Genomic DNA, 22,869 nt, shown 5'->3' with positions numbered 1-22,869 from the left:
TGGCTAGACTTATGCTACGATAAAAGCCTTAAATGAGCTTAAAGGCTAGGTATGTTTAAAATGAAAGCACTCACCTAATAGTTAACCATGTTCTGGTTATATGAATACGAGCTAAGCAACAAAGCTCCATTTAATAAGTGTTTTATTAAATTCATGGGTAGTGTTATCGAAATTTATATGCTCTTTTACACTCCCTTCATCATCATATTCTTCAATGGAGCTATTATGTATATGCTTGCTGTTAATAAAAATTTGACATACATATTGACCCTTATTTGACTATATTCTAGGCAACATTTCATGTTTGAGCTGAAAAAATTTATATCAACTTTACTTATGCCACTCCCTGCGCTACTAATTCTTGGTTTTTTGGGCTTGTTCTTCATCTGGTTCACGCAGAGGATAGGATTTGGTTCATTTTTGGTCTTTATTTCTTTGTTTTTAATTGCTCTGGTTTCATTCCAGCCATTATCATCTTTACTTTTGATGAAGCTTGAACGTCAATATATGGGGTTCCTCACACCGAGTGAACCCATTAACTATGTAATGGTATTAGGTCATGGCCATGTTGTTGATTATGAAATTCCTCCAACATCAGAATTGTCACCTACGGCATTAATGAGGTTAATTGAAGGAATACGTATCCACTTTATGTACCCAACGTCTAAACTCATTTTGTCAGGGTATGTAGGTGGTAACGAAGTAAGCCATGCACGAATGCTTGCACGAGTAGCCATGGCGATGGGAGTGCACAAAAACAACATACTTCTTCTAGAAACGGAAAAGGGCACTTGGGAAGAAGTATTCCATGCTGCATCTATTGTGGGGCAAAGTAACTTAGTTTTAGTGACGTCAGCAAGCCATATGCCACGAGCATTATATGAATTTAAAAATGCGGGTTTAAACCCGATCCCTGCACCCACGAATTACATGGCTCAAAAAAACATTCATCAACCTTGGATTAAATATTCGCTTCGTGCACAATACCTGGAACAATTTGAACGCTATTGGCATGTTTGCTTAGGTCAAATTTGGTATCTGTTACGTGATAAAATCACACAGCAAAAAGTGCAGCTTCAGGGTGACTCTGTAACATCATCGGAACTTACGATAAATGACTCAGTAAAAAAATATGATAACAAGTTTTTGTATGTATTAAGCTAGTATAAATAAAGTTATATTGCAGCTTGAACGCTTACACTAAAGAGATCAGCTACAAAAAATAGCTGAATATTATTAAGCCGTTTTTTATTCATCGTTTTTAAACTAAGTGGAATTTAACATAAAAAATAAATTAAATACAAAGATGAAATTCAAGCGTTAGAGAAAACCTATTGGCTGCACGAAGACCTGAACATAAATCACTTAAACTCTATTTTTATCAATATCGAAAATTTTTACCAGACTTTCTCCCTGTATTAGCTTTCTTTTTTAAATGAAAGAACTAAATTATCAATCTACACTCTAAGCTAAGTTCATTTAAGCATTTAAGCATTTAAGCATTTAAGCAAGCTTAGCTATAAAATCATCAACTGGAAGTCGTATAATTAATTTTAAGTGATGGTGGCTTATGGACATTTTGAATGTATGAAGGAATCATTCAGCTATAGTATTAAACCAAACAGATAAGTTGTGGGAAGTTTCGTTTGTTTGACCATTGAACCATTGCGCGACTCTCATGAACGAATGGATATTCTCAATGTATTGAAAAAATTTGTAATATTCGTTCTATTCTTAGGCTTGCTTAGCTGCCTTTAGTATACCATTATTATGGATTTATTACCTCATTCAAGTTTAGATAGCAAAGCTCAACATGATTAAGAATTAAATAATAGCTTTTGTTTTAGGCATACTTAGCCTGGCCGGCTTATTTAACGTTTTTATTATGGTGTAAGTTTCGCTAATTTGAGCATTATGATATCTTAAGCTCAATGTCCTCCCAAGTAGTTTTTTGACCCGAACCATTGTTGTCTTTGATAGAGAATATTTACGGTAACTATACTTCGTTTTTTAACGCTTATTTGAACCGTATAGCTTCTGGTAACTTACCATTAAATTACACGCATAACCTTGCTTTCAAAAAATTGCGCCTTTTCTTGGCGGGATGAGTGAACCGCTCATTTAATCCGAATGGTTTCGTAACATTATTTGGTGTCATAAGCATCATCGGCTGATATTTCATTAATTTTGCGTCGGGTCGTTTTGAGCAAATTAAGTAATACTTTACCATAGACTGTGAGCCCTGTAGAGCCAATGGCTAAGTTCTGGATGCTTCCTTTATTCTTCGTTTTAAACGTGACGTTAATTGTTTTGGCTTGCTTGCTAATGCATGAATAGTGAGGGCATGACAATGGCATTGAAAGTATGTATTTAACCATGAGGACCGTGGTAATTGCTGATTCACTAAATAAACAAAGTCTTCCATGCTTATTCTGTTTAGTCTGATCCCATAGCTGAATAGCTTCTGCATTAATTCATATTGTTCTCGATGAAGCAGAAGTATCGGAGTAATTTCATCAAAGGTACGGTATTTATTTTTAATATTGCTTTTTACTACATTTGCTCTTATAGCCCAAATTTCAACTCAATAGAGAAGCTCCGGAAGGTAATAAATGAAGATTCAAGGAATAGCATGTTTCAGAAGTAAATATTATTGCAAAGAAGTTATTAATTAATTTAGCATTATGACTTTTTCAATGGTTCTAGATATCTTTGATATCAAGAATGAAATACTCAAGCCTGTGTATTTAAGTTGATTGAGTATTGCTAAACCATTGTAAAAATGTTGTCCATATAATTGGCAATGAAAAAGACAAAGGATCTTTTAATGCGATTAGTTTTAACCATAAGACGAATAATTTACTCTGGCTTACTGATCATGTTTATTACGGCATGTTCCAGTACGTCTAATCAAAAAATTGCTGCAACTTTAGCTGCACAACGTGCAGATATGTTGAGTAATATCGTTCCTGTTAGCATGAAAGGTTATAATATTATTCGTGCAAAAGCAAATGGTACTAATATTGAGTTAATGCTTCTTTATTTTGGTAACAGTAACATTACACCGACAGTACTTGCATACAGTCTTAAAAAAGCGTACTGCTTGGACAATGAAATTACATGGCTAATGAAACAAGGCGTTGAGTATGATCTGTTATTTCGAGATAATCGCGGCCATTCGGTGTTTGAATGCAAGATCAATCATCATGATTGCGTACAGTAAAAAGCAGCCAAATAAAAAATTTTAACAAATTTTTTAAGGGTTTTATCGTAAAATTTTTAAAAAACTACATCTACAGCATGGCTTTGTTTTCTAATTAGAGTTTAGAAAGTAAATTTCAATATTATTCATCATAAGACAATAGCTTTTGTTTTAGGCATACCTAGCTCAGTTATCTTATTTAATGTTTTTATCATGGCATTACTTTCGTTAAGTGGAACATTATGATCTTTTAGGATCAATGTCCTTCCAATTAATTTTTTTGACTAACAACATTGCTGTCTCTGATAGGAAACGTTGATGATAACCATATCTTATTTTTCAATGCTGATTTGAACCGTACGTTTAATACGAACGGTTTCGTAAGATGATCTGGTGTCATAAGCACCATCGGCTGATATGTTATTGCTTATTCTGCTGGTCTGCTTGAGAAAGTTAGGTAGCACTTTACTATCAGTCACATTGGATGCATTGAATTTAGCAGCAATGATTTCATGTGTATTGATACTTACTGTTAAATGTAATTTACGCCAGACTTGCCGTTTCCCATCAGTGTCATGCTTTGTACTTGCTATTCGCTTTGACCGTAGATTTTGAGCCTCGTATAATCAATGAATAAGTGCTGGATGGTTTCTTGATTTTCCATCTTGAACGTGACGTTAACCGTTTTGGCTTGCTTATTAATGCATGAATAGTAAAGGTATCACAATGGCATTGAAAATATGCATTTAACCATGAGGTTCGTCGTAATGGCTAAGTGGTTAAAGAAACGAGATCTTCCATGATTATTCTGCTTAGTTTGATTCCATAGCTGAATAGCTTCTATATCAATACAAACTGTTAGTGAGTCATGATTGATTAAAGCTTGATTATACTGCTTCCAGTTAGTTGTTGTGCAGCGAAGCTTTTTTTTAAACCTAAATATTTAAATTTGCTTAGTTGTTTAGAATGTTAATTGAAAATTGAGTTTCCTGATTGTAGGAAATAAAGTCGGTTACCATAAACGTTCCCTAGCTGAGGAAGTAAAGGTTCGAGTTACAAAATTACTGGGAAGAAGATTGAGTCTAAGGGATGACACAACTCAGATTAGCGAAACCCACACCATGATGGAAGCGTTAAGTAAGTTGACAAGGTTAAGTATGCCAACACGAAAGCGATTGTCTAATAGCTAATATTGTTGAGATTTGCTATCTGAACTCGGAGTAAAAAATAAAGCTGAGATTACTTCAAATCTGAAGACTTTTTTTATTTGGCATCTCAAATTTAAACATGTCATACAGCTACTAAACCGCGGTTTGAATAATTACTGTATCCGCTTTTTTAGTATATTCATTCATCCGGTGAAAGTTCAAATAGCGGTAAGTATCAGTTGCTGTTGTGTCTATTTGTTTAGCAAACTCAAGGTACTCTTCAATCGATGGAATACGACCAATAATCGCACTGACAGAAGCGAGTTCTGCAGATGACAAGTAAACATTTGCTCCTTTACCCAAACGATTCGGGAAGTTACGCGTGGAGGTAGAAATCACGGTTGCTTTATCTGCAACGCGCGCTTGGTTACCCATACACAGTGAACATCCTGGCGTTTCGATACGAACTCCGGCACGCCCGAAGATGCCATAGTAACCTTCTTCTATCAATTGATCGCGATCCATTTTTGTTGGGGGCGCGATCCACAGACGAGTTTCAAGCGTACTACCGAACGTATCGAGAAGTTTACCCGCTGCACGAAAGTGACCAATGTTAGTCATACAGCTACCAATGAAAACTTCGTCAATTTTTTCTCCAGCAACTTCAGATAGTAAGCGTGCATCATCTGGATCGTTTGGTGCACACAGAATTGGCTCCTTAATGTCAGCCAGATCTATCTCCATCATTTCTGCATACTCAGCGTCTTTGTCAGCTTCCATCAATTCTGGGTTAGCTAACCACGCTTCCATTGCAGAGATACGGCGCTCAATGGTACGACGGTTGGAGTAGCCTTCGCTAATCATCCACTTCAACATCACAACATTGGAACTCAGATATTCAACCACGGATTTTGACGATAATTTAACAGTACAACCTGCTGCGGAGCGTTCTGCAGACGCATCAGATAGTTCAAATGCCTGCTCAACAGTGAGGTGTTCAACACCTTCTATTTCCAGTATACGGCCAGAAAATTCGTTAATTTTGCCTGCTTTTTCAACGGTCAGCAGACCTTGCTTGATACCGTAATAAGGAATCGCATGTACCAAATCACGTAGTGTGATACCCGACTGCATTTTCCCTTTAAAACGCACTAAAATCGATTCAGGCATATCCAGCGGCATAACACCAGTTGCCGCAGCGAATGCCACCAATCCAGAACCGGCGGGGAATGAAATGCCCAATGGAAAACGAGTGTGCGAATCACCACCGGTACCTACAGTATCAGGTAAAAGCATCCGGTTTAGCCATGAATGGATAACACCATCACCAGGACGAAGTGCAATACCACCTCGATTGATAATGAAATCAGGCAATGTGTGATGTGTGATAACATCCACAGGTTTCGGATACGCAGACGTATGGCAGAATGACTGCAGGGTAAGATCCGCAGAGAAACCTAAACACGCAAGGTCTTTTAACTCATCACGAGTCATAGGTCCTGTGGTGTCCTGAGAGCCCACAGTGGTCATCTTAGGCTCACAGTACGTACCAGGACGAATACCTATTACTCCACACGCTTTACCCACTATTTTTTGAGAAAGTGTAAAGCCTTTACCTGAATCAACAATAGGTTGTGAACGACGGAATACATCTGAAGCACTAAGGCCTAATGCTTCACGTGCTCTGTCAGTCAGGCCACGACCAATGATTAGTGGAATACGACCACCTGCCCGTACTTCGTCATACAGTACATCCGTTTTCAAAGAGAACGTTGACAGCACATTGTTCGTACCATGAGCGCATACTTCGCCTTTAAATGGGTAAACGTCAATTACATCACCCATGCTTAGTTTAGATACATCCAATTCGATTGGTAGTGCGCCAGCATCTTCCATTGTGTTAAAAAAAATTGGAGCAATTTTTCCACCTAGACAGTAACCGCCAGTACGTTTGTTTGGTACATGAGGGATATCATTACCCATGAACCAAAGCACTGAGTTAGTCGCTGACTTACGTGAAGAGCCTGTACCAACGACGTCACCAACGTACACAAGCCGATGACCTTTTTCTTTTAATGCCTCGATTTGTTTGATAGAGCCAATAACACCTGGTTGATCTGGTTTAATACCATCTCGTGCGTTCTTGAGCATTGCAAGTGCATGCAAAGGAATATCTGGACGAGACCAAGCATCAGGGGCTGGTGACAAGTCATCTGTGTTCGTTTCACCGGTAACTTTAAATACAGTAAGTGTTACTTTTTCTGGTACATTAGGTTTAGATAAAAACCATTTTGCTTCTGCCCAGCATTGTATAATTTTTTTTGCGTGCGCGTTACCAGCGTTCGCTTTATCTTCTATGTCATAGAAAGCGTCAAATATTAGCAGCGTATGAGCAAGTGCTTTTACCGCGATAGGTGCAAGGGCTTCATTATCTAAAAAGGTAATAAGTGATTCAATGTTGTAACCACCTTGCATAGTGCCTAACAGTGCAACCGCTTTTTCTTTACTGATAAGTGGCGATGTTGTTTCACCTTTGGCAACTGCTGCCAGAAAGCATGCTTTCACATATGCAGCTTCATCAACGCCAGGCGGAATGCGATTTTCTAACAGATCAATTAGGATTATGTCCTCACCTGCAGGTGGATTTTTGAGCAGTTCAATAAGACTAGCTGTTTGTTTTGCATCTAGTGGTTTAGGGACGATACCCTGAGCGGCACGTTCTTTTACATGTTTATAGTAGGCTTCAAGCACGATGTATTCCCTCATATTGCTGCCTGACCTATACGGTCAAACATCCTTGAAATTAAAGCTCAGTTAGCAGGCAACACGCGAAGTATAAGGGTTACTATTTTTTACGATGTTACTGCATAATGAAGCTGATATGTTATCATTTTTTGACGAAATTTTAAATTTTCAGTATGATAAGTTTTGTTCCCTGATTGAAACTTAGAGAGAAGATCCCAAGATGCTAAACTATTAAACGCTTGTTTCCTTTTTAGCCATATCTATCCAGTCAGCTTATTTAACGTTTTTATCATGGTGCAAGTTTCGCTAATTTGAGCATTGTGATCTCTTAGGATCAAGATCCCTCTGGATAGCATGTTGACTTGAACTATTGCCGTCTCTGATAGGGCATGTTTATGGCAAGTATACCTCGTTTATACTTTTTATTTGGGCAGTATAAATTCTGATAACTAACTACTAAATTACACTGATGATTTCGCTGCAAAAAAGTTATTCTTTGCCTTGGTGGGGTGAGCGGAGCTGCTCGTGTTATACGAGCGGTTTCGCAACACTGTATGGTGTCGTAAGCACCATCGCCTAATATTTCATTGATTCTTCGGCTAGCCTGTTTGAGTAAGTTAGATAGCACTTTGCCGTCAGTCATATTTAATGAATTTAACGCAACAGCAATGATTTTATGCGTGTTTATACCTACCACTACCTGTAAACTTGCGCCAGATTCGATGTTTCCCGTCAGTGTTATATTTTTTACTTATCCTTCACTTTAACCGTAGACTTTCAGCTTTGTAGAATCAATGTTAAAGTGCTGAACTATTTCTTTAGTTTACGTCTTGAGCGTAATCTTCACTGTTTTGGCTAGCTTACTAACGTATTGATAGTAATGGTATAAAATGGCAGTTGATCCAGTTTGAGCATATAATTAATGAATCCTTGCAGATCTTTCAACGGCACTGAAAACATTCATTTAACGATGAGAGTCGTCATAATGGCTAATCTGTTAAAGAAACAAAGTCTTCTAAGACTGCTTAAATCTTGATTATGATGCTTCCAGTTAGTTGTTTTGTAACTCCTCTTTTCCTTAGACCTACATGTTAAAGTTAACCTAGCTGTTTAGAGCGTATATTGATGATTTAGTTCTCTGATTTGGGAAACATAGCCTATAGTTGGTTAATATATGGATCTATGCCAGTATTTTGAAAATTTTTTAAAAAATTACGATCCAGTGATATTTTATAGAATAGATCACTGAGGAGATTTTATGCCGCAAATTATACGTTCTGCACTTGTGCCGTTTAGTGCTGAACAAATGTTTGAACTTGTTAATAATGTAGAAGCATACTCGTCATTCGTGCCGGGTTGTTCTGGTTCTTGTGTGTTGGCAGCTAGCAACAATACTATGATTGCATCAGTTGAGGTTGCTAAAGCTGGCATTCATAAAACCGTCATAACCCGCAATGAATTAGTTGTGGGTGAAACTATTAAAATAGAATTAGTGGATGGTCCATTTCGTAAATTGGTGGGTGGTTGGAACTTCACATCTTTAGATGAGGATGCTTGCAAAATTGAATTGAAGTTGGATTTTGAATTTCATACTGGTTTGATCGAAATGGTGTTTGGTCAGGTATTTAATAAGCTGGCTATTAATATGGTAAAAGCTTTCTCTGACAGGGCGAGAGTAGTTTATGAGCGACAAGATGCTGCATGTTGAAGTTATGTATGCCTTGCCTGACGAACAGCATGTGTTTGAGGTGATAGTTTCGCATACCATGCATGTAGGAGACATTATTTATAATTCAGGTGTTTTAGATGTGTATCCTGAAATAGATTTAGCAAAAAATAAGGTGGGTGTGTTTAGCCGCGTGGTAAAGCTGGATGCTTTAGTGCATGATGGTGATCGTATTGAAATTTATCGTCCGTCACTTGCTGATCCGAAAGAAATTCGCCGTCGCCGAGCTGAATGCGCAAAGCTGGAAGGTAGAGCAGATCCTGTGATGGGAGGAGAAATGAATCCTCAGCGCAAATTGAAGTAGCAATGAGCCTTGTTTCCTAAATCCGTGAACTCAATGAGTAGTTTACGCTCTAAACAGTTAGCTTCATTTAAATGTTCATATTTCTGGATAAGCTTCGCTGCAAAACAACCAACTGAAAGTCATATAATTAAGCCTTAATTAATTGTGGTTCACTAATATTCTGGATAGATGCAGAAGCCATTCAACTATGGCATTAAATTAAGCTGAGTAATCATTGAAGACCTAGCTTATTTAGCGACTTATCCCTTACGACAGCTCTCATGGCCAAACGTGTGTTCGTAAGTTTCTAGTTTAGATAGCAGATCTTAATGTGAACGGGTCGTAAGCACGATCGCTTAATATTCCATTGATGCTCCGGCGGGTTTGTTTGAACAAATGAGGTAATACTTCACCGTGAGTTATATTTTATGCACTAAATTTCGCAATAATGATTTCATGCGTATTTGTATTTATTCTTAAATGTCACTTATGTCAGGCTCGCTGTTTCCTAACAGAGCCATGCTTGTTTACTTGCTATTCGTTTTTACTGTAGACATTGAGCCCTGTAGGCTCAATGGATAAGTATTGGAAGGTTCCTTTATTCTTTGTTTTAAACATGACATTAACCATTTTGAATTATTTGCGGACGTACGCACCGTGAGGGTATAAGAACGATAGTCGAGCAAATTTAAAAACAGAATTAATTAATCCTGGCAGACCTCTCAAAGACCTTACAATATGCATTTAACCATGAGGAAGGTAGTGATGGTTAAGGCGCTAAATAAACGAGTTCTTTCATGATTACTTTGCTTAGTTTGATTCCATAGCTGCATGGCTTTTGTATTTATCCAGAATGGCTAGACAGCCACGATTGATTAAAGCTTGATTCTTAGGGGTTAAAAGTTCATGGTGAGGGCGAATACAAGCAAAAAGCATGGCACTGATGGAAAACGTTGAGTCTGGCGCAAGTCACATGTAGCGATGGATATAAATACGCATGAAAGCATTTTTACCGAATTAAGTGCATTAAATATGACTGGCGGTAAAGTGCTACTTCACTTGATCAAACAGATCCACCGAAGCATCAATGAAATATCAGGCGACGGAGCTTACGATACCGTTCGGATTGAACGAGCGGATCCATTCATTCCACAAAGTAAAGGAACAAGTTTTTGGGTAGAAGTATGATTACTCTAAACCTTCCCTATCAGAGGCGGTAATGCTTCGCATCAAAAAACTATTGAGAAGAACATTGAACCTAAGGGACGACAACGCCCATATTTGCGAAACCTACGCCATGATAAAAATATTAAATAAGCTGATAGGTCTAGGTATGCCTACAATGAAAACGATTGTTTAATCGTGAATTATGTTAAAATCTGCTATCTAAACTTGAATTAAAAAAGAAAGCTCTATAGGTCTTTGATCGTAGCAATTGTTCGTTAGGTAATAGACAAAACTGCATCTGTTTGCCTTGACCAAACCAACGTTTTGCTTGATAACGCATCTTAATATTTTTATTTATTATAGTATTAAGATGGATACAGATTTATTACGCACATTTTTAGAAGTTAACAAAACTCGTCACTTTGGTCGAGCAGCAACGAACTTGTATTTGACGCAATCCGCGGTTAGTTTCCGTATACGCCAGCTCGAAATTAAACTGAGAACACCCGTATTCACACGTAAACGTGGTAATTTACGTTTGACCTCTGCAGGTGAAAAATTTGTTCCTTATGCTGAAAATATTTTGCAGACGTGGGGGCGTGCTCGCCAAGATGTAGCGCTGACAGATAGCTATCAGCAACAGCTTACTGTTGGTGCAACCTCATTAATTTGGGAAATCAACAATACCAATGAGTGGTTGGAGCAGGTCGAAGCCATTCAGCCTGAATGGGCCCTTCGTACGGAGTCATTGAATCGTCAACAGATTCCAAGCGCATTATTGGAGAAACAAGTCGATATTGTGTTGACCAGTGAGCCGCCAAAATTGGCAGATCTTCAACAGGTGAGATTGACTAATTTTGTTGTAGTGCTAGTATCGAATGAACCTGAACAAAACATGAATACTATTATAGGATTACCGTTAGTCTATTTAGATTGGGGGACACGTTTTGCTGTTGAGCACAGCCGCATTCCTGCGTTGCAACGTGCACCAATACTACATAGTCATGGCTGTCAGCCAGCACTTAAATTTTTGATCAACCGTGGTGGCGTTGGCTTTTTACCATTGAGCATTGCACAACCTTGGATTGACTCGTGCAAATTGTACTTTGTTAAAAATAGCCCAATAATACAAAATGAACTGTTCATGGTGTGGCTGTCCAGTAACGAAAAATATGAAGACATCAGTGTGCTTATTGATGTGTTTTCTGAAACACAAAATACTTGTTAAACGTAGATAAAAAAGCGCTTTTATCGGCACTTCTTATTTTTGTACTTTGCTTACAATAGTCTGGTTTGAATTCATATGTAATTTTAAAACTTTCTCCACTTTATAATCGTTTAATAAAGTAGTTAAGTCATACTTGATGCAACTAAACTCAATATTGCAATGTATGATGTTCGTAAATATTACTGATCCCGCATTGCTTAATAATTAAGGAAATGGGTTTTGTTTTCTAAATCATGGAACTAAATCATCAATTAACCCTTGAAACATCTAGGCTCACTTAAATGTTCAGGTCTATAAACAAGCTTCGCTATAAAATAATTAACTGGAAAGAGTATAATTAAGCTTTCATTAATTGTGGCTGACTAATATTCTGAATTGATGAAGTAGCCATTCAGTTATGGAATCAAGTGAAGCGTGGTAATCATGGAGACTTCGTTTATCTAGTGACTGAGCAATTACGATGGCTTTCATGATTAAACGCGTATTTTCAATGCCATTGAGAGGTTTGAGAGAATTTATGAATTCTGTTTTCAAACTTGCTCAGCTAATGTTGTCATGCTCTCACTGTGTCTGCATTAGCAAAAGAGCTTAAATGGTTAACGTCATGTGCAAAATGAAGAATAAAGGACGCATCCAGTACTTAGTTATTTATGCTATGGGGTTTGAAATTTAGGGTTAGATACTATCTAATTTACTGAAATAGACCCGCCGAAGAATCAATGTAATATTAGGCGATACTGCTTATGACAACAGATAATGTTGCGACATCATTCGGATTAAATGCGCGGTTTTATGCATTTTATCAAGAAGAGAAGTAATTTTTTGAAAACGAAATCATTTACGTAATTTAGCGGTTAATTACCAGTAGTTATGTAGTGCAAATCAGCATTGGAAAAGGATGTATGGTTACCATAAATGTTCGTTATCAGAGATTGTAATGTTTTGAGTCAAAAATTTATCGGAGGGACATCGAGTCTAAAGGTGCTTTGGTTCTTAATTCGTGTTCAGATAGCTAATCCCCACATGATTCACTATTAGATAATTTTTTATTATAAGCATACTTAGCCTGGTCTCTTTATGTAACATTTTTATTATGGCGTCGGTTTTGCTAATCTGAGTTGCGTGATTCAGTAGTCTTTTGCCTCGAACCATTGCTGTCTCTACTCGATAATGTTTAGGATAATCATACCTCATTTTTCAAGGTTAATTGAACCGTGCAAATGCTGGTAATTAACCGTCAAATCACGCAGGTAATTTTAGTTTTAAAAAATTGCTTTTTTAGTGGGATGAGTGGAACTATTCGTTTAATACGAACGGTTTTATAACATTGTTTGGTGTCGTAAGGACTATCGCCTGATACTGCATTAATTTTTTAGCGGGTCTCTCTGTAACTGGTGTTAGACTCGCTGTTTCCAGTCAATGCCATATTTTTTTTACTTGCTATTTGCCTTTACCGTAAATTTTGAACTCCCGTAGCATCAATGGTGAAGTGCTGAATGGTTCTTGTGTTCTTCTTTTTAATGTGACGTTAACCGTTTTTATTCGCTTGTAAATGCATGCATAGTGAGGGTATGGCAACGGTAATTGAGTCAGTTTGACAACAAAATTAATTAGGTCTTGCAGACCTTTTAATGGTATTTGAAAATATGCATTTAACCATGAAAGCCGTCGTAATGGTTAAGTCGATAAATAAACGAGGTCCCCCATGATTACCCTTCTTAGTTTGATTCTATAGCTGAATTATTTTTTCATTAATGAAGAATATTAGTGAGTCACGATTGATTAAAGCTTGATTATACTGCTTTCAGTTAGCTGTTTAGAGTGTAGATTGATAATTTAGTTCTCTTATTTAGGAATAAAGTCAGAAGAAAGAGCAAGGAATGGCGTCGGAGAATTGAATCAATATAATCAACTTAATCAATAAGCTTTCCATTGAAAAAGCAGATTAATGCCCTATTAAAAAACAGGTTCAAAGCCAGTGTAATACAGTGTTCGTGCCCCGTCACGACTATTTCTGCGGTTGCAGGAATACGGTGTCATGTCCTCATTATTCATAACAGTTAACATTACGTTCAAGACGAATAATAAAGGAACTACCTGGTATTTAGTCATTGATGCAATGGGGTTTCAAATCCACGGTAGAGAAGAATGATAAACAAAAAGCATGGTTCTAACGGCCAACATTGAGTTTAGGGCCAGTTACAGGTAGTGGGAGATATAAATACGCATTAAATCATTGCTGTTGAGTTAAGTGTATCAGATGAGACTGGTGGTAAAATGCTATTTCACTTGTTCAAACAGAGCCGTCGCAGAGTCAATACAATATCAGGCGATGGTGCTTACAATGCAAGTCAATGTTGCGAATCATTCAAAGTCAACGAATGGTTCTACGCATTCTACCAAGAAGATGAATAATTTTTTGAAAACGAAATTATTTACGTAATTTAGCGGTCAGTTATTAGCAGTGATACGGTTTAAATCAGCATTGTAAAACGAGGTATGATTATAGTATATATTTTCTATCAGATGCTACAATCTTTCGAGTTAAAAAACGGTTTGAATGGACATTTAGTCTAAGCAATTATAATGCTTAGAGTGGCGAAACTTACGTTACAATAAAAGCGTTAAAGAAGATGACCAGGCTAGGTATGCAATTACACATTTACTTTATGGCGCCGGAAGGCGCTGAAGTGAATGGACAATGTATTGATGCACAACCGCAATAATTAAGGTTTATTTTCTGCATAATAAATGTTTTCTAAATTAGGGAACTAAATTGCCAGTCTACACTTTAAACAGCTAGGCTAACTTAAATATTAAGATCTATGAACAAGATGCGCTACAAAACAATTAACTGGAATGAAATTAAGTAGGTTAATCATGGGAGATCTCGTATATTTAACAACTCAGCCATTACGATAGCTCTCATGATTAAATGTGCATTTTCAATGCCATTGAGAGGTCTGCAAGGATTCATTCATTCTGTTTTTTAAGCTTGCTCAATTACCATTGTCATGCCCTCACTAATCATGCACCAGCAAGCGAGCCAAAACGGTTAACGTCACGTTCAAAACGGAGAATAAAGACACCACCCTGCACGTAATCATTGATGCTAAGAGAGCTGAAAATCTACGGTACAGGCGGACGGTAAGTAAAAAAGCATGGCACTGATAGAAAATTACAAGTCTGGTATAAGTTATATTTAGCAGCTTAGTTTTCTAATTTGAGTGTAATTAGTCAATTCCAACACGCTTAACGATTAAATAATCGCTGTTATTTTAAGCATACTTAGCCTGGTCAGTTTATGTAACGCTTTTATCATGGCGTAAGTCCCGCTAATCTTAACATTATGGTTTTTAAGTTCAATGTCCCTCTAAGTCATTTTTTGACTCCAAATATTGCTGCCTCTGATAGGGAATATTTATGGTAACTATACCTCGTTTTGCAATGCTGGTTGGAACAGCTTGTTTAATACGAACGGTTTCGTAATATTGTCTGGTGTCATAAGAACTATCGGTTGAGATTTCATTAATTTTTTGGCGAGTCTGTTTGAGTAAGTTAGGTAGCACTTTAAGGTCAGTCACATTTGATGCACTTAACTCAGCAGCAATGATTTTACATGTATTTCTATTTTCCACTAAATGTGACTTGTACCAGATTCGTTATTTTTCATTAGTACCGTACTTTTTTACTTTCCATTTGTCTACTCTGTAAATTTGGAGCCTCGTATAATCTATGGCTAAGTGCTAGATGTTCTTTTTATTTTTCGTCTTGAACATGATGTTAATCGTTTTGGCTCGCTTACTTATGCATGAATAGTTGAGGGCATGACAATGGCATGGAAAATACGCATTTAATCATGAGGACCATCATAATGGCTAACTAGCTAAATAAAGGAGGTCTCCCATGATTACCCTGCTTAGTTTAATTCCATAGCCGAATAGCTTCTTCATTAACCCAGAATATTAGTGAGCCACGATTAATTAAAGTTTAATTATACTGCTTACAGTTAGTTGTATTGTAGTGAATTTTGTTCATAGACCTGAATGTTTAAGTGAGTCTAACTGCTTAGAGTGCTGATTGAAAATTTAGTTCCCTTACTTAGGAAATAAAGTCGTTGTTTGCTGACAAAAAACAGCATTTAACATTAATGGTAGTGATAATAATAACTTCGAAAAAGAAGTGTCTTGTGTTAGGTGCAATCTGATAAATACATACTTACCTATTTTCAATGTTATACGAGTATAGATCGTTATCTATTACATAAAATAACCAATCCACATAGTAAATAAAAAATGCTTTACATATAAATATATACATCATAGAGATCCATATCTATTACAGTTATTCAAAGTAAGAGAGTGGGTTTATGCAGGTCACAAAGATAAAGATCAACAATCAAAGTGAAGACTTCTAGATTATTATTGGATCTGATTACCTTCCTGTCAAACAAATAGACCTTTATCTAAAATATTTACACTCTACTGGTAAGTCACCAAACATGATTAGATCGTATGCTTATCATCTAAAAGAGTTCTGGTTGTTTTTGGATAATTCTCAGCTAGACTGGGATGATATTAGTTTGGTTGAAATGTCATAGTTCATCAACTGGTTAAAGGTTGGTTATACTGGTAACGTTATTACATTTTTCGAAACCACCTCATTGCGCTCAGAAAGAGGATAAACTCCATAGTAACTGCCGTAAGCTCTTTCTATGACTATCACGCAAGACTAGATAACACCAAGCCATTACAGATACACAAGACAGACAGTTTTGGCGGCAAGAGTTATAAATCGTTTCTGCATCATATTAGTAAAAAAGAAAACAATAAATGTAATATCCTCAAAATAAAAGAACCTAAGCGAATCCCAAAAATCCTAACACCCGAACATGTTAAAGCTCTTGTTGCTGCCAGTGGAAATAAAAGGAATAAATTTCTAATTTGCCTACTGTATGAAACAGGAATGCGTATTGGTGAGACTCTTGGATTGAGGCATGCAGATATTCATAGCTGGGACAAAGTAATTCAGGTTATCCCAAGAAGAAACGAAAACAGAGCTAGCGCTAAAAGTAACGAGTAAAGAAGTATTGATATTAGTTCTGAGTTAATACAGCTATACACGGATTATGTTGTTTATGATTTTGACGAGATTGATTCTGACTATGTGTTCGTCAATATATGAGGTGAGAATATTGGCAGCCCATTAACATACAGCACTATTTACACTAAATTTCGCCGTGTGGCTAAAAAACAAGGTATCCTATTCTCTCCTCATATCTTTAGGCATACTCATGCTACTGAGTTGCTTATGAGTGGCTGGGATGCGTCCTATGTTCAGAAACGCCTCGGGCATAAAAATATACAGACCACGATTAATACTTATGCTCATTTGAATGGTCAAGATCTCAAGGAAACATTCCAAAATTTTCAAAAGGATAAGCAATGAACAGTAAACTTGCTCTCGTTAGTACCTAGAATACAGCTCTGGATGCAAAACAAACGAATTACTTGGCGACACACGCAAGTTAGCTATTGAGGCTATTGATCGTATTATGATGGGTTGTCCCACTAAAATTGAGCCTAACTCAAGACTGATATTTAATAATATAGTCAAAGAAGCTGGTATTTCCTCTACCGTTCTTCATCGTGAATTTCGTGATGTCATGAGTTATGTTGAAGTGGTTAAGAGGAAAGGTACGAGCCATCGAACCACTGTTCATGCCATTGATGCAAGAAAACGATGCTTTGATGCCATTGAGCGTATCGTAAATAAAGCAACATATATCATCTCAAATTCTGCAAAATTAAATACAGTAAATGTTGCAAAAGAGGCAGGGGTTGATGATGCGTATATCTATCAGGCACTACCTAACGTTCTAAAAGAAATTGCAAAACAGCAAACAGAAACAGAAGTTTTCGGAAATAAGAAAACCAATGCCAAGTTAGTAGCAGTTGTTAATCGATTGGTTGAGTCGGGTCAAAAGATTACTGTTAAAGATGTTTGCCGCGAAGTTGAGATGAATAAGTCTTTCGACGTTGTAGTTCGCAAAAGTTACCCCGATGTACATAACGCAATCTTGGATGTGATTGTTGAGCAAAAAAAGGAAGTTCGCTCAGATGAATGCATAGCCTTTTTAGGCGCACTTGAAAGGTTAAGGTCTGGCAAATCAATAAATACCAATCCGATTCCTGTTGGCGGCTATCTTAGCGTAAAAAATTAATGGAAGAGTTTGGTATCCATGAAACAACGATTAACCGACACCATAAGGATATTTGCAAGGAATGTACTTCAAGAAAAAGGCTTGGAAGTGATGATGTATGGTTTTTTAATGATGGTGAAGTTCAGTTAAAGGGCGGGACTGACGCAATAAAACTAAATTTTAGTGATTTGCCATTTGACTGGCTAATAGATTCAGCCAAAGTCTTTATTAAAGCGTGTCATGTAACAAGATCAAGCGCAACATGAGTTGCAAACCTTCAATCAATTCGCATGTTTGGTGCAGCGTTTTTGATATAAATTTGACTTGCACACCAAAGGAAATTGATAGATCAGTTATGGAGAATATGCTTTATAATTGGTCGACAACAAAATTAAAAGAAACAAGCATAAAAAAAGACTTGCGTTTTTCAGACAATATATCGAATAGTACGAAGACACCGCTATGGTCGAGTTCGGGGGGCTATTCGTTTAATTAGAGACTCAGACTATCCCAAAGAAATGAAAAGCCTACGTAAGTTCATTCCTGAATATGTCATGAGCCAATTAAATGCTAATATTGATGGGTTACACCCTCATGTCATGCGCTTCTTTCTGGTTCTCCAAGAGGTCGGAATGAAGATCAGTGAATGCTGCGGTCTGCCTTATGACTGTATTTACTCCGACGCTCAAGGTGATTACTTCATAAAATATTACCAATACAAAATGAAGAAAGAACATGTTGTCCCTATTACCAAAGAGACCGCAGAGGTTCTCAAAGAACAACAAAATGAAGTTATTTTAGAGTTCATGGGGGCAACGAAATTATTATTCCCAACCCCCGAAGTTACAAGATAATAAGCGACCTTACCCCATAGTTGGCAAGGCATGGTCTAAGGGCACGCTAATTAAAAATTATTAACGCTCTGGCGCAAGAACGCAATATTGTTAGTGAAAGTGGCTCTATTTATCATTTTTCGTTCCATATGTTTAGGAACACAACTGCAACTCGAATGATTAATAATGGCGTAGCACAGCATATCGTCCAGAGATACTTAGGTCATGAGTCACTAACAATGACTAGTATTTATGCTCATATTATGGATAAAACTCTTAAAGAGGAATACGCTAAATTCAATGACAAGATGGCAGATATTAAAGGCGCTATCTATGACGTTGCAGATGTAGCAGAAAGTTTCAGTGAAGGCTGTGATGCTGACTCGATTGATTCTCAGTGGCTTAAAAAGAATATCGCCGTACAAGCATTGCCTAATGGCTTGTGTTCGTTACCAGTTGTGCAGGGAAGTTGTCTACATGCTAATGCTTGTCTAACTTGCCCAAACTTTAGAACTGACCACAGGTATTTACCTCAACATAAAGATCAGTTAAACCGCACAGAAGAGATCATTCCTACATGCTCCAGCAAAGGTTGGGCTAGGAAGCTAGAAATGAACGAAAAAATTAAACAATCACTCGTTAACATAATTGAACCGCTAGAGGTAAAATAACATGGCGCATAAAAAATACTTCTGGCTTAAAGTCCAACGCTGGGAAAAAAAAGAAGAAGCTTTAAAGAAGACCAATGAAGCTACCAAGCGGTTGATAAAGAAGAAAGAGGTCATTAACTTTAACACTGTAGCGGAAGAGGCTGGCGTATCTAAAGCGTGGCTCTACAAAGAGAGTGACGTTGCGGAGCGAATTAAGCGAATACGAGATCAATCATCTGACAAAAAATAGTAGCAGTTAAAGCATCGACCAAAACAAGTGATTCATTAAAAGATGCATTAATCTCAACATTAAAGGCTAAAGTGAGAGAGCTAGAAACTGCAAATAGTGAGTTAAAGAAACAACATCAAGTTGTATATGGTAAATTTCACGACTCTTTTATGTAGACGTATCCACAAGGTACTAACCACTAAGTATAACGGGGTTGGCGATTCAAATGTAATCTTATGTTTAGATAGCGATAGAGATTAAGATGCCGCTTTGAATATCCGTTATGAAGGTACCCTAGGATTAAAAGCGGCTAGGCAAGTTGTTACTGCTTGCGGAGGATGATGCAATTATCATCACAAACTAATTACTACGTAGACAACAAGAAGGATCGTTAGATAGAGTGGGGAGACGTCACAAAATCAATGATTTTACAGAAAGAGAACTAAAAACAGAAATAAAATTCACTCCTTGCAAATCAGTTTCTTAACCTCCCGTACAAGTTTATCAATTCCTTTTTTAGCTTCTGATATACTTGAAGCGAGCATGTAAGCAGGTGTCGTTACTACTTTATTTTCAAAGTCAGTGACAGTCTGATCGACATCAGTAAATTTGTGCTGACCACCAAACGACTCAATACAGGCAGCAGTATCTTTATCATGACCTATTGTAACTAACACTCCTTCACCGTATATTAAAGGTAATAATACTGGAGCAATACACATGTAACCCACTGGTTTTTTGATATTTTTAAAATCATGACAAACAAACGAAATGTCCTGTTGTATTGATAAATTGCTACCTTTGAGTGTAAAATTAGAAAAATTCTTTGCAACACCCAAACCGCCTACAACGAATAAAGCAGAGAAATCACTGGCTTTGCATTCCGTTACAGGTTGTATATTACCTCTAGCAATTCTTGCTGCTTCAACCATGATATTTCTAATTTCAAACATTTCATTGCCTGTTATATGATTTATAACTTGGTGCTGATTACGATTAGGTGCAAAGACTTGATATTCTAACCCGGATTCTTCAATTGCAAGTAATGTCAACACTGCTTCGTTGATCTCTGCGCCATCAAAAGCGCCATTTCCTGATAATAAAACAGCAACTTTATTCATTCCAATTTCCTCTCGTTACTTAATGTTTTGATTAAGTGTTATATAATAATATCATTGAAAATAGCTTTATTTTTTTAACATTTAATTAATTAAAAAGTAAGCTATTTTTTATTTACAGGCTTTGTTTCCTAATTCAAATTCAGATAGCAAATCCCAACATAGTTAACGATGAAACAATCGCTTTTATTTTAGGAATACCTAGCCCAGTCAGCTTATTTAACATTTTTGTCATAGAGTAAGCTTCGTTAATCTGAGCATTACGATCTCTCAAGCTCAATGTCCCCCCCCAAGTGATTTTTTGACTCTAAACATTGTCGTCTCTGACAGGGAATATTTATGGTAACCATATCTTGTTTCCCAATGCTGATTGGAACCGTATAACTGCTAATAACTGACCGCTAAATTACGCGGATGTACCTCGTTTTTAAAAGTTGCTTCTTTTTTGGTTGGGTGAGCGGAACCTCTCGTTTAATAAGAATAGTTTCGTAACATTGTCTGATATCATAAGCACTATCGGTTGATACTTCATGGATTTTTTAGTAGATTTGTTTGAGCAAGTTAAGTAGTATTTTATCGCCAGTTACATTTAATGCACTCAATTTAGCAGCAATGATTTCATACGCATTAATGTCTACCATTCAATGTTATTTATGTTAAACTTTGCGTCTCCCATCAGTGAAATATTTTTTTACTTTCCATGCTCCATCGCCGTAGACTTTGCGCCCGCAGAATTAATAGTTAAGAACTGGATGATTCCTATATTTTTTGTCTTGAACGTGATGCTAATCATCTTGGTTCGCTTGCTACTACATGGATAGTGAGGGCATGACAATGGTAGTGGAACAAATGTAAAAATAGAATTAATGAATGTTTACAGACCTATGAATTGCATTGAGAATATTCGTCTGATTATAAAAACCGTCGCAATGGATAAGTTGCTAAATAAAAGAGGTCTCCCATGATGACCTAGCTTAGTTTAATTCCCTAGTTGAATGGCCTCTTCGTCAATTCAGAATGTTAGTGAGCCACGACTGATTAAAGCTCGATTATACTGCTTCCAGTTAGTTGTTTTGCAGCAAAGATTATTTATAGATCTAAAAATTTAGTTTCCTGATGTAGGAAACAAAGCTAGTTACCATAAGCTTTTCCTAGTAGAGGCAGCAATGGTTCGAGTCAAAAAGCTACTCGGGGGGATATTAAGCTTAAGGGAGCACGAACTCAGATTAGCGGGACCTACGCAATGATAAAAGCATTAAATCAGTTGATCAGACTAGGTATACCTAAAACGAAACGATTGTTTAATAGTGAATTATGTTTGGATTTGCTATATGAACTTGAAACTGATTTTTGCTACAAAACAACTAACTAGGAGCAGTATAACCGAACTTTAATCAGTCGAAGCTCACTAACATTCTGGATTGACGAAGAGGCCATTCAGCTACGGAATTAAACTAGGCTGGGTTATCATGGGAGACCTCGTTTATTTGGTAACTGAGCCATTACGATGGTTATCATGGTTAAATACATATTTAAAGTGCCATTGAGAGGTCTGCAAAGATTTATTAACCTGTTTTTAAATTCACTTAACTGCCATTATCATGCTGCTCACTATGCATGGCATCATTGCTGCTAAGTTTAATTCATCAAATGTGACTGACGGTGAAATGCTACCTACCTATTCAAATATACCTGCCGCAGAATCATAAAATATTAGGCAATGGAACTTATGACATAAGACAATGTTACGAAATCGTTCGTATTAAACGAGAGATTCTACTCATCCCACCAAAAAAAGAAGTAATTTTTGAAAATGAAGTATGGTTATCATAAACGTTTCCTATCAAAGAAGGTAATGTTTTAAGTCAAAAAATTTCGGAGGAACGTTGAGTCGCAGGGATCACAATACTTAGATTAGCGAAACTAATGCTACGAAAAAAGCTTTAAATAAGCTGCAGTGCTAGGTATGCCTAAAACGAAAGAGCTTATTTCATAGTGAATCATGTTGGGATTTAGTATCTGAACTCAAATTAAAAAATAAAGTTCCAGTAGACACCCAACCCGCAGTGTACTATGCATTGGTTTCTTGTTCATGGACGCCAGTTCTGTCAAGCTTTAGCGATGTGCTAAAATCCCTAAATTTCGTAAAATAATATATTCACTCATGGATTAAAGAATTAACATTTTGTTATTGTGCTAATAAGTTGAAAACCAACCCACTCATCTATATTTTCAATGCTTAACTTAGTGTAGACTAACTAATAAAATACTCTTCAGTTGCTTAGCCATATATGTATGTTGCGTTTCATACAGTGTGATTAAGGCAGGGAACTGTTTA

At 36.9% G+C, this 22,869-nt stretch carries 18 protein-coding genes and 11 pseudogenes; 19 read left to right on the top strand and 10 right to left on the bottom strand.

Going from position 1 to position 22,869, the window contains the following annotated elements:
- Nucleotides 1-300: 300 nt before the first annotated feature.
- Complete coding sequence (gene elyC / locus BTN50_RS09095) at nucleotides 301-1,164, top strand: envelope biogenesis factor ElyC (protein WP_096619982.1); 864 nt, start codon at nucleotides 301-303, stop codon at nucleotides 1,162-1,164.
- Nucleotides 1,165-1,824: 660 nt separating this feature from the next.
- Here the strand turns inward: elyC and BTN50_RS12715 are convergent.
- Both BTN50_RS12715 and BTN50_RS11665 read right to left on the bottom strand, forming a co-directional pair.
- Nucleotides 1,825-1,965 (bottom strand): hypothetical protein, encoded by a 141-nt coding sequence (locus tag BTN50_RS12715; RefSeq protein ID WP_161493016.1) that lies wholly within the window; start codon nucleotides 1,963-1,965, stop codon nucleotides 1,825-1,827.
- A 48-nt stretch (nucleotides 1,966-2,013) separates the two neighbouring features.
- Nucleotides 2,014-2,462 (bottom strand): annotated as a pseudogene (locus tag BTN50_RS11665) (transposase); the annotation flags it as partial.
- Nucleotides 2,463-2,827: 365 nt separating this feature from the next.
- On the opposite strand from BTN50_RS11665, the gene gspS2 reads away from it, so the two are divergent.
- Nucleotides 2,828-3,223 carry a type II secretion system pilot lipoprotein GspS-beta gene (gene gspS2 / locus BTN50_RS09085; RefSeq protein WP_096619978.1) on the top strand — a complete coding sequence of 132 codons (396 nt, stop codon included), beginning with the start codon at nucleotides 2,828-2,830 and terminating at the stop codon, nucleotides 3,221-3,223.
- A gap of 128 nt (nucleotides 3,224-3,351) precedes the next feature.
- Here gspS2 and BTN50_RS09080 read toward each other — a convergent pair.
- From BTN50_RS09080 to BTN50_RS09070, 3 genes and pseudogenes are all read right to left on the bottom strand, one after another.
- A pseudogene (locus tag BTN50_RS09080) lies at nucleotides 3,352-4,145 on the bottom strand (transposase).
- A gap of 358 nt (nucleotides 4,146-4,503) precedes the next feature.
- Nucleotides 4,504-7,101 carry a bifunctional aconitate hydratase 2/2-methylisocitrate dehydratase gene (gene acnB / locus BTN50_RS09075; RefSeq protein ID WP_096620020.1) on the bottom strand — a complete coding sequence of 866 codons (2,598 nt, stop codon included), beginning with the start codon at nucleotides 7,099-7,101 and terminating at the stop codon, nucleotides 4,504-4,506.
- A gap of 254 nt (nucleotides 7,102-7,355) precedes the next feature.
- Nucleotides 7,356-8,169 (bottom strand): annotated as a pseudogene (locus BTN50_RS09070) (IS5 family transposase); the annotation flags it as partial.
- 184 nt (nucleotides 8,170-8,353) lie between these two features.
- On the opposite strand from BTN50_RS09070, the gene BTN50_RS09065 reads away from it, so the two are divergent.
- The 6 genes and pseudogenes from BTN50_RS09065 to BTN50_RS12600 all read left to right on the top strand — a co-directional run.
- Nucleotides 8,354-8,803: an SRPBCC family protein gene (locus tag BTN50_RS09065; protein WP_096619976.1), complete on the top strand. Its 450-nt coding sequence runs from the start codon at nucleotides 8,354-8,356 to the stop codon at nucleotides 8,801-8,803.
- The gene (locus BTN50_RS09060) at nucleotides 8,778-9,125 is read left to right on the top strand and encodes an RnfH family protein (RefSeq protein ID WP_096619974.1); all 348 of its coding nucleotides are present in this window, start codon (nucleotides 8,778-8,780) and stop codon (nucleotides 9,123-9,125) included. The genes BTN50_RS09065 and BTN50_RS09060 overlap by 26 nt, the downstream gene beginning before the upstream one ends.
- Nucleotides 9,126-9,997: 872 nt before the next feature.
- Nucleotides 9,998-10,280: pseudogene (locus BTN50_RS12710) on the top strand (transposase); the annotation flags it as partial.
- A gap of 43 nt (nucleotides 10,281-10,323) precedes the next feature.
- Nucleotides 10,324-10,464, top strand: a complete 141-nt coding sequence (locus BTN50_RS12705) for a hypothetical protein (protein WP_161493015.1) — start codon at nucleotides 10,324-10,326, stop codon at nucleotides 10,462-10,464.
- Between the two features lie 177 nt (nucleotides 10,465-10,641).
- On the top strand, nucleotides 10,642-11,499 hold the full coding sequence (locus tag BTN50_RS09050) for a LysR family transcriptional regulator (RefSeq protein ID WP_096619970.1): 858 nt from the start codon (nucleotides 10,642-10,644) through the stop codon (nucleotides 11,497-11,499).
- Between the two features lie 347 nt (nucleotides 11,500-11,846).
- Nucleotides 11,847-12,169 (top strand): annotated as a pseudogene (locus tag BTN50_RS12600) (transposase); the annotation flags it as partial.
- Between the two features lie 323 nt (nucleotides 12,170-12,492).
- On the opposite strand, the gene BTN50_RS11655 reads toward BTN50_RS12600, so the two are convergent.
- On the bottom strand, nucleotides 12,493-12,651 hold the full coding sequence (locus tag BTN50_RS11655; RefSeq protein ID WP_223823268.1) for a hypothetical protein: 159 nt from the start codon (nucleotides 12,649-12,651) through the stop codon (nucleotides 12,493-12,495).
- A 288-nt stretch (nucleotides 12,652-12,939) separates the two neighbouring features.
- A pseudogene (locus BTN50_RS11650) lies at nucleotides 12,940-13,143 on the bottom strand (transposase); the annotation flags it as partial.
- 633 nt (nucleotides 13,144-13,776) lie between these two features.
- Here BTN50_RS11650 and BTN50_RS10315 point away from each other — a divergent pair.
- Nucleotides 13,777-13,914: a hypothetical protein gene (locus tag BTN50_RS10315; RefSeq protein WP_161493013.1), complete on the top strand. Its 138-nt coding sequence runs from the start codon at nucleotides 13,777-13,779 to the stop codon at nucleotides 13,912-13,914.
- A 467-nt stretch (nucleotides 13,915-14,381) separates the two neighbouring features.
- Nucleotides 14,382-14,647: pseudogene (locus BTN50_RS11645) on the top strand (transposase); the annotation flags it as partial.
- A gap of 111 nt (nucleotides 14,648-14,758) precedes the next feature.
- Here BTN50_RS11645 and BTN50_RS09030 read toward each other — a convergent pair.
- Nucleotides 14,759-15,483: pseudogene (locus BTN50_RS09030) on the bottom strand (transposase).
- 433 nt (nucleotides 15,484-15,916) lie between these two features.
- Between BTN50_RS09030 and BTN50_RS12595 the strand changes: the two are divergent.
- The 7 genes and pseudogenes from BTN50_RS12595 to BTN50_RS09000 all read left to right on the top strand — a co-directional run bounded on the left by BTN50_RS12595 (nucleotide 15,917) and on the right by BTN50_RS09000 (nucleotide 19,434).
- Entirely contained in the window at nucleotides 15,917-16,099 is a 183-nt protein-coding gene (locus tag BTN50_RS12595; protein WP_394336798.1) for a site-specific integrase, read from the top strand.
- A 44-nt stretch (nucleotides 16,100-16,143) separates the two neighbouring features.
- Nucleotides 16,144-16,947 (top strand): annotated as a pseudogene (locus BTN50_RS11845) (tyrosine-type recombinase/integrase).
- A 106-nt stretch (nucleotides 16,948-17,053) separates the two neighbouring features.
- Entirely contained in the window at nucleotides 17,054-17,722 is a 669-nt protein-coding gene (locus tag BTN50_RS09015; RefSeq protein ID WP_096619962.1) for a hypothetical protein, read from the top strand.
- Complete coding sequence (locus BTN50_RS10310; protein WP_096619960.1) at nucleotides 17,722-17,967, top strand: hypothetical protein; 246 nt, start codon at nucleotides 17,722-17,724, stop codon at nucleotides 17,965-17,967. The genes BTN50_RS09015 and BTN50_RS10310 overlap by 1 nt, the downstream gene beginning before the upstream one ends.
- A gap of 252 nt (nucleotides 17,968-18,219) precedes the next feature.
- Nucleotides 18,220-18,555: a tyrosine-type recombinase/integrase gene (locus tag BTN50_RS11720; protein WP_256386991.1), complete on the top strand. Its 336-nt coding sequence runs from the start codon at nucleotides 18,220-18,222 to the stop codon at nucleotides 18,553-18,555.
- Between the two features lie 56 nt (nucleotides 18,556-18,611).
- Entirely contained in the window at nucleotides 18,612-19,205 is a 594-nt protein-coding gene (locus BTN50_RS10525) for a tyrosine-type recombinase/integrase (protein WP_335582447.1), read from the top strand.
- A 1-nt stretch (nucleotide 19,206) separates the two neighbouring features.
- Entirely contained in the window at nucleotides 19,207-19,434 is a 228-nt protein-coding gene (locus tag BTN50_RS09000) for a DUF6262 family protein (RefSeq protein WP_096619958.1), read from the top strand.
- A gap of 440 nt (nucleotides 19,435-19,874) precedes the next feature.
- On the opposite strand, the gene elbB is transcribed toward BTN50_RS09000, so the two are convergent.
- Nucleotides 19,875-20,534 carry an isoprenoid biosynthesis glyoxalase ElbB gene (gene elbB, locus BTN50_RS08995; RefSeq protein ID WP_096619956.1) on the bottom strand — a complete coding sequence of 220 codons (660 nt, stop codon included), beginning with the start codon at nucleotides 20,532-20,534 and terminating at the stop codon, nucleotides 19,875-19,877.
- 139 nt (nucleotides 20,535-20,673) lie between these two features.
- Nucleotides 20,674-21,624 (bottom strand): annotated as a pseudogene (locus tag BTN50_RS08990) (IS5 family transposase).
- 43 nt (nucleotides 21,625-21,667) lie between these two features.
- Between BTN50_RS08990 and BTN50_RS12590 the strand changes: the two are divergent.
- Both BTN50_RS12590 and BTN50_RS12700 read left to right on the top strand, forming a co-directional pair.
- Nucleotides 21,668-21,825: pseudogene (locus BTN50_RS12590) on the top strand (IS5/IS1182 family transposase); the annotation flags it as partial.
- Nucleotides 21,826-22,193: 368 nt separating this feature from the next.
- Nucleotides 22,194-22,364, top strand: a complete 171-nt coding sequence (locus tag BTN50_RS12700; RefSeq protein ID WP_449240178.1) for a hypothetical protein — start codon at nucleotides 22,194-22,196, stop codon at nucleotides 22,362-22,364.
- Nucleotides 22,365-22,869 lie beyond the last annotated feature (505 nt).

It is taken from the genome of Candidatus Enterovibrio altilux, assembly GCF_002381345.1.
Lineage (GTDB): Bacteria > Pseudomonadota > Gammaproteobacteria > Enterobacterales > Vibrionaceae > Enterovibrio > Enterovibrio altilux.
The sequence above is the reverse complement of the archived record's forward strand: the minus strand, read 5'-3'. Positions and strand labels throughout refer to the sequence as shown.

What these genes read in the sequence shown, in the direction of transcription:
- elyC (WP_096619982.1), top strand. Translation starts at nt 301, where the DNA reads ATGTTTGAGCTGAAAAAATTTATATCAACTTTACTTATGCCACTCCCT.
- elbB (WP_096619956.1), bottom strand. Translation starts at nt 20,534, where the DNA reads ATGAATAAAGTTGCTGTTTTATTATCAGGAAATGGCGCTTTTGATGGC.
- BTN50_RS09065 (WP_096619976.1), top strand. Translation starts at nt 8,354, where the DNA reads ATGCCGCAAATTATACGTTCTGCACTTGTGCCGTTTAGTGCTGAACAA.
- BTN50_RS09060 (WP_096619974.1), top strand. Translation starts at nt 8,778, where the DNA reads ATGAGCGACAAGATGCTGCATGTTGAAGTTATGTATGCCTTGCCTGAC.
- BTN50_RS12715 (WP_161493016.1), bottom strand. Translation starts at nt 1,965, where the DNA reads ATGGTTCGGGTCAAAAAACTACTTGGGAGGACATTGAGCTTAAGATAT.
- BTN50_RS09015 (WP_096619962.1), top strand. Translation starts at nt 17,054, where the DNA reads ATGATGGGTTGTCCCACTAAAATTGAGCCTAACTCAAGACTGATATTT.
- BTN50_RS10315 (WP_161493013.1), top strand. Translation starts at nt 13,777, where the DNA reads ATGCTATTTCACTTGTTCAAACAGAGCCGTCGCAGAGTCAATACAATA.
- BTN50_RS10310 (WP_096619960.1), top strand. Translation starts at nt 17,722, where the DNA reads ATGGAAGAGTTTGGTATCCATGAAACAACGATTAACCGACACCATAAG.
- BTN50_RS11655 (WP_223823268.1), bottom strand. Translation starts at nt 12,651, where the DNA reads ATGGTTCGAGGCAAAAGACTACTGAATCACGCAACTCAGATTAGCAAA.
- BTN50_RS09050 (WP_096619970.1), top strand. Translation starts at nt 10,642, where the DNA reads ATGGATACAGATTTATTACGCACATTTTTAGAAGTTAACAAAACTCGT.
- BTN50_RS09000 (WP_096619958.1), top strand. Translation starts at nt 19,207, where the DNA reads ATGGCGCATAAAAAATACTTCTGGCTTAAAGTCCAACGCTGGGAAAAA.
- BTN50_RS12705 (WP_161493015.1), top strand. Translation starts at nt 10,324, where the DNA reads ATGCTTCGCATCAAAAAACTATTGAGAAGAACATTGAACCTAAGGGAC.
- BTN50_RS11720 (WP_256386991.1), top strand. Translation starts at nt 18,220, where the DNA reads ATGAAAAGCCTACGTAAGTTCATTCCTGAATATGTCATGAGCCAATTA.
- gspS2 (WP_096619978.1), top strand. Translation starts at nt 2,828, where the DNA reads ATGCGATTAGTTTTAACCATAAGACGAATAATTTACTCTGGCTTACTG.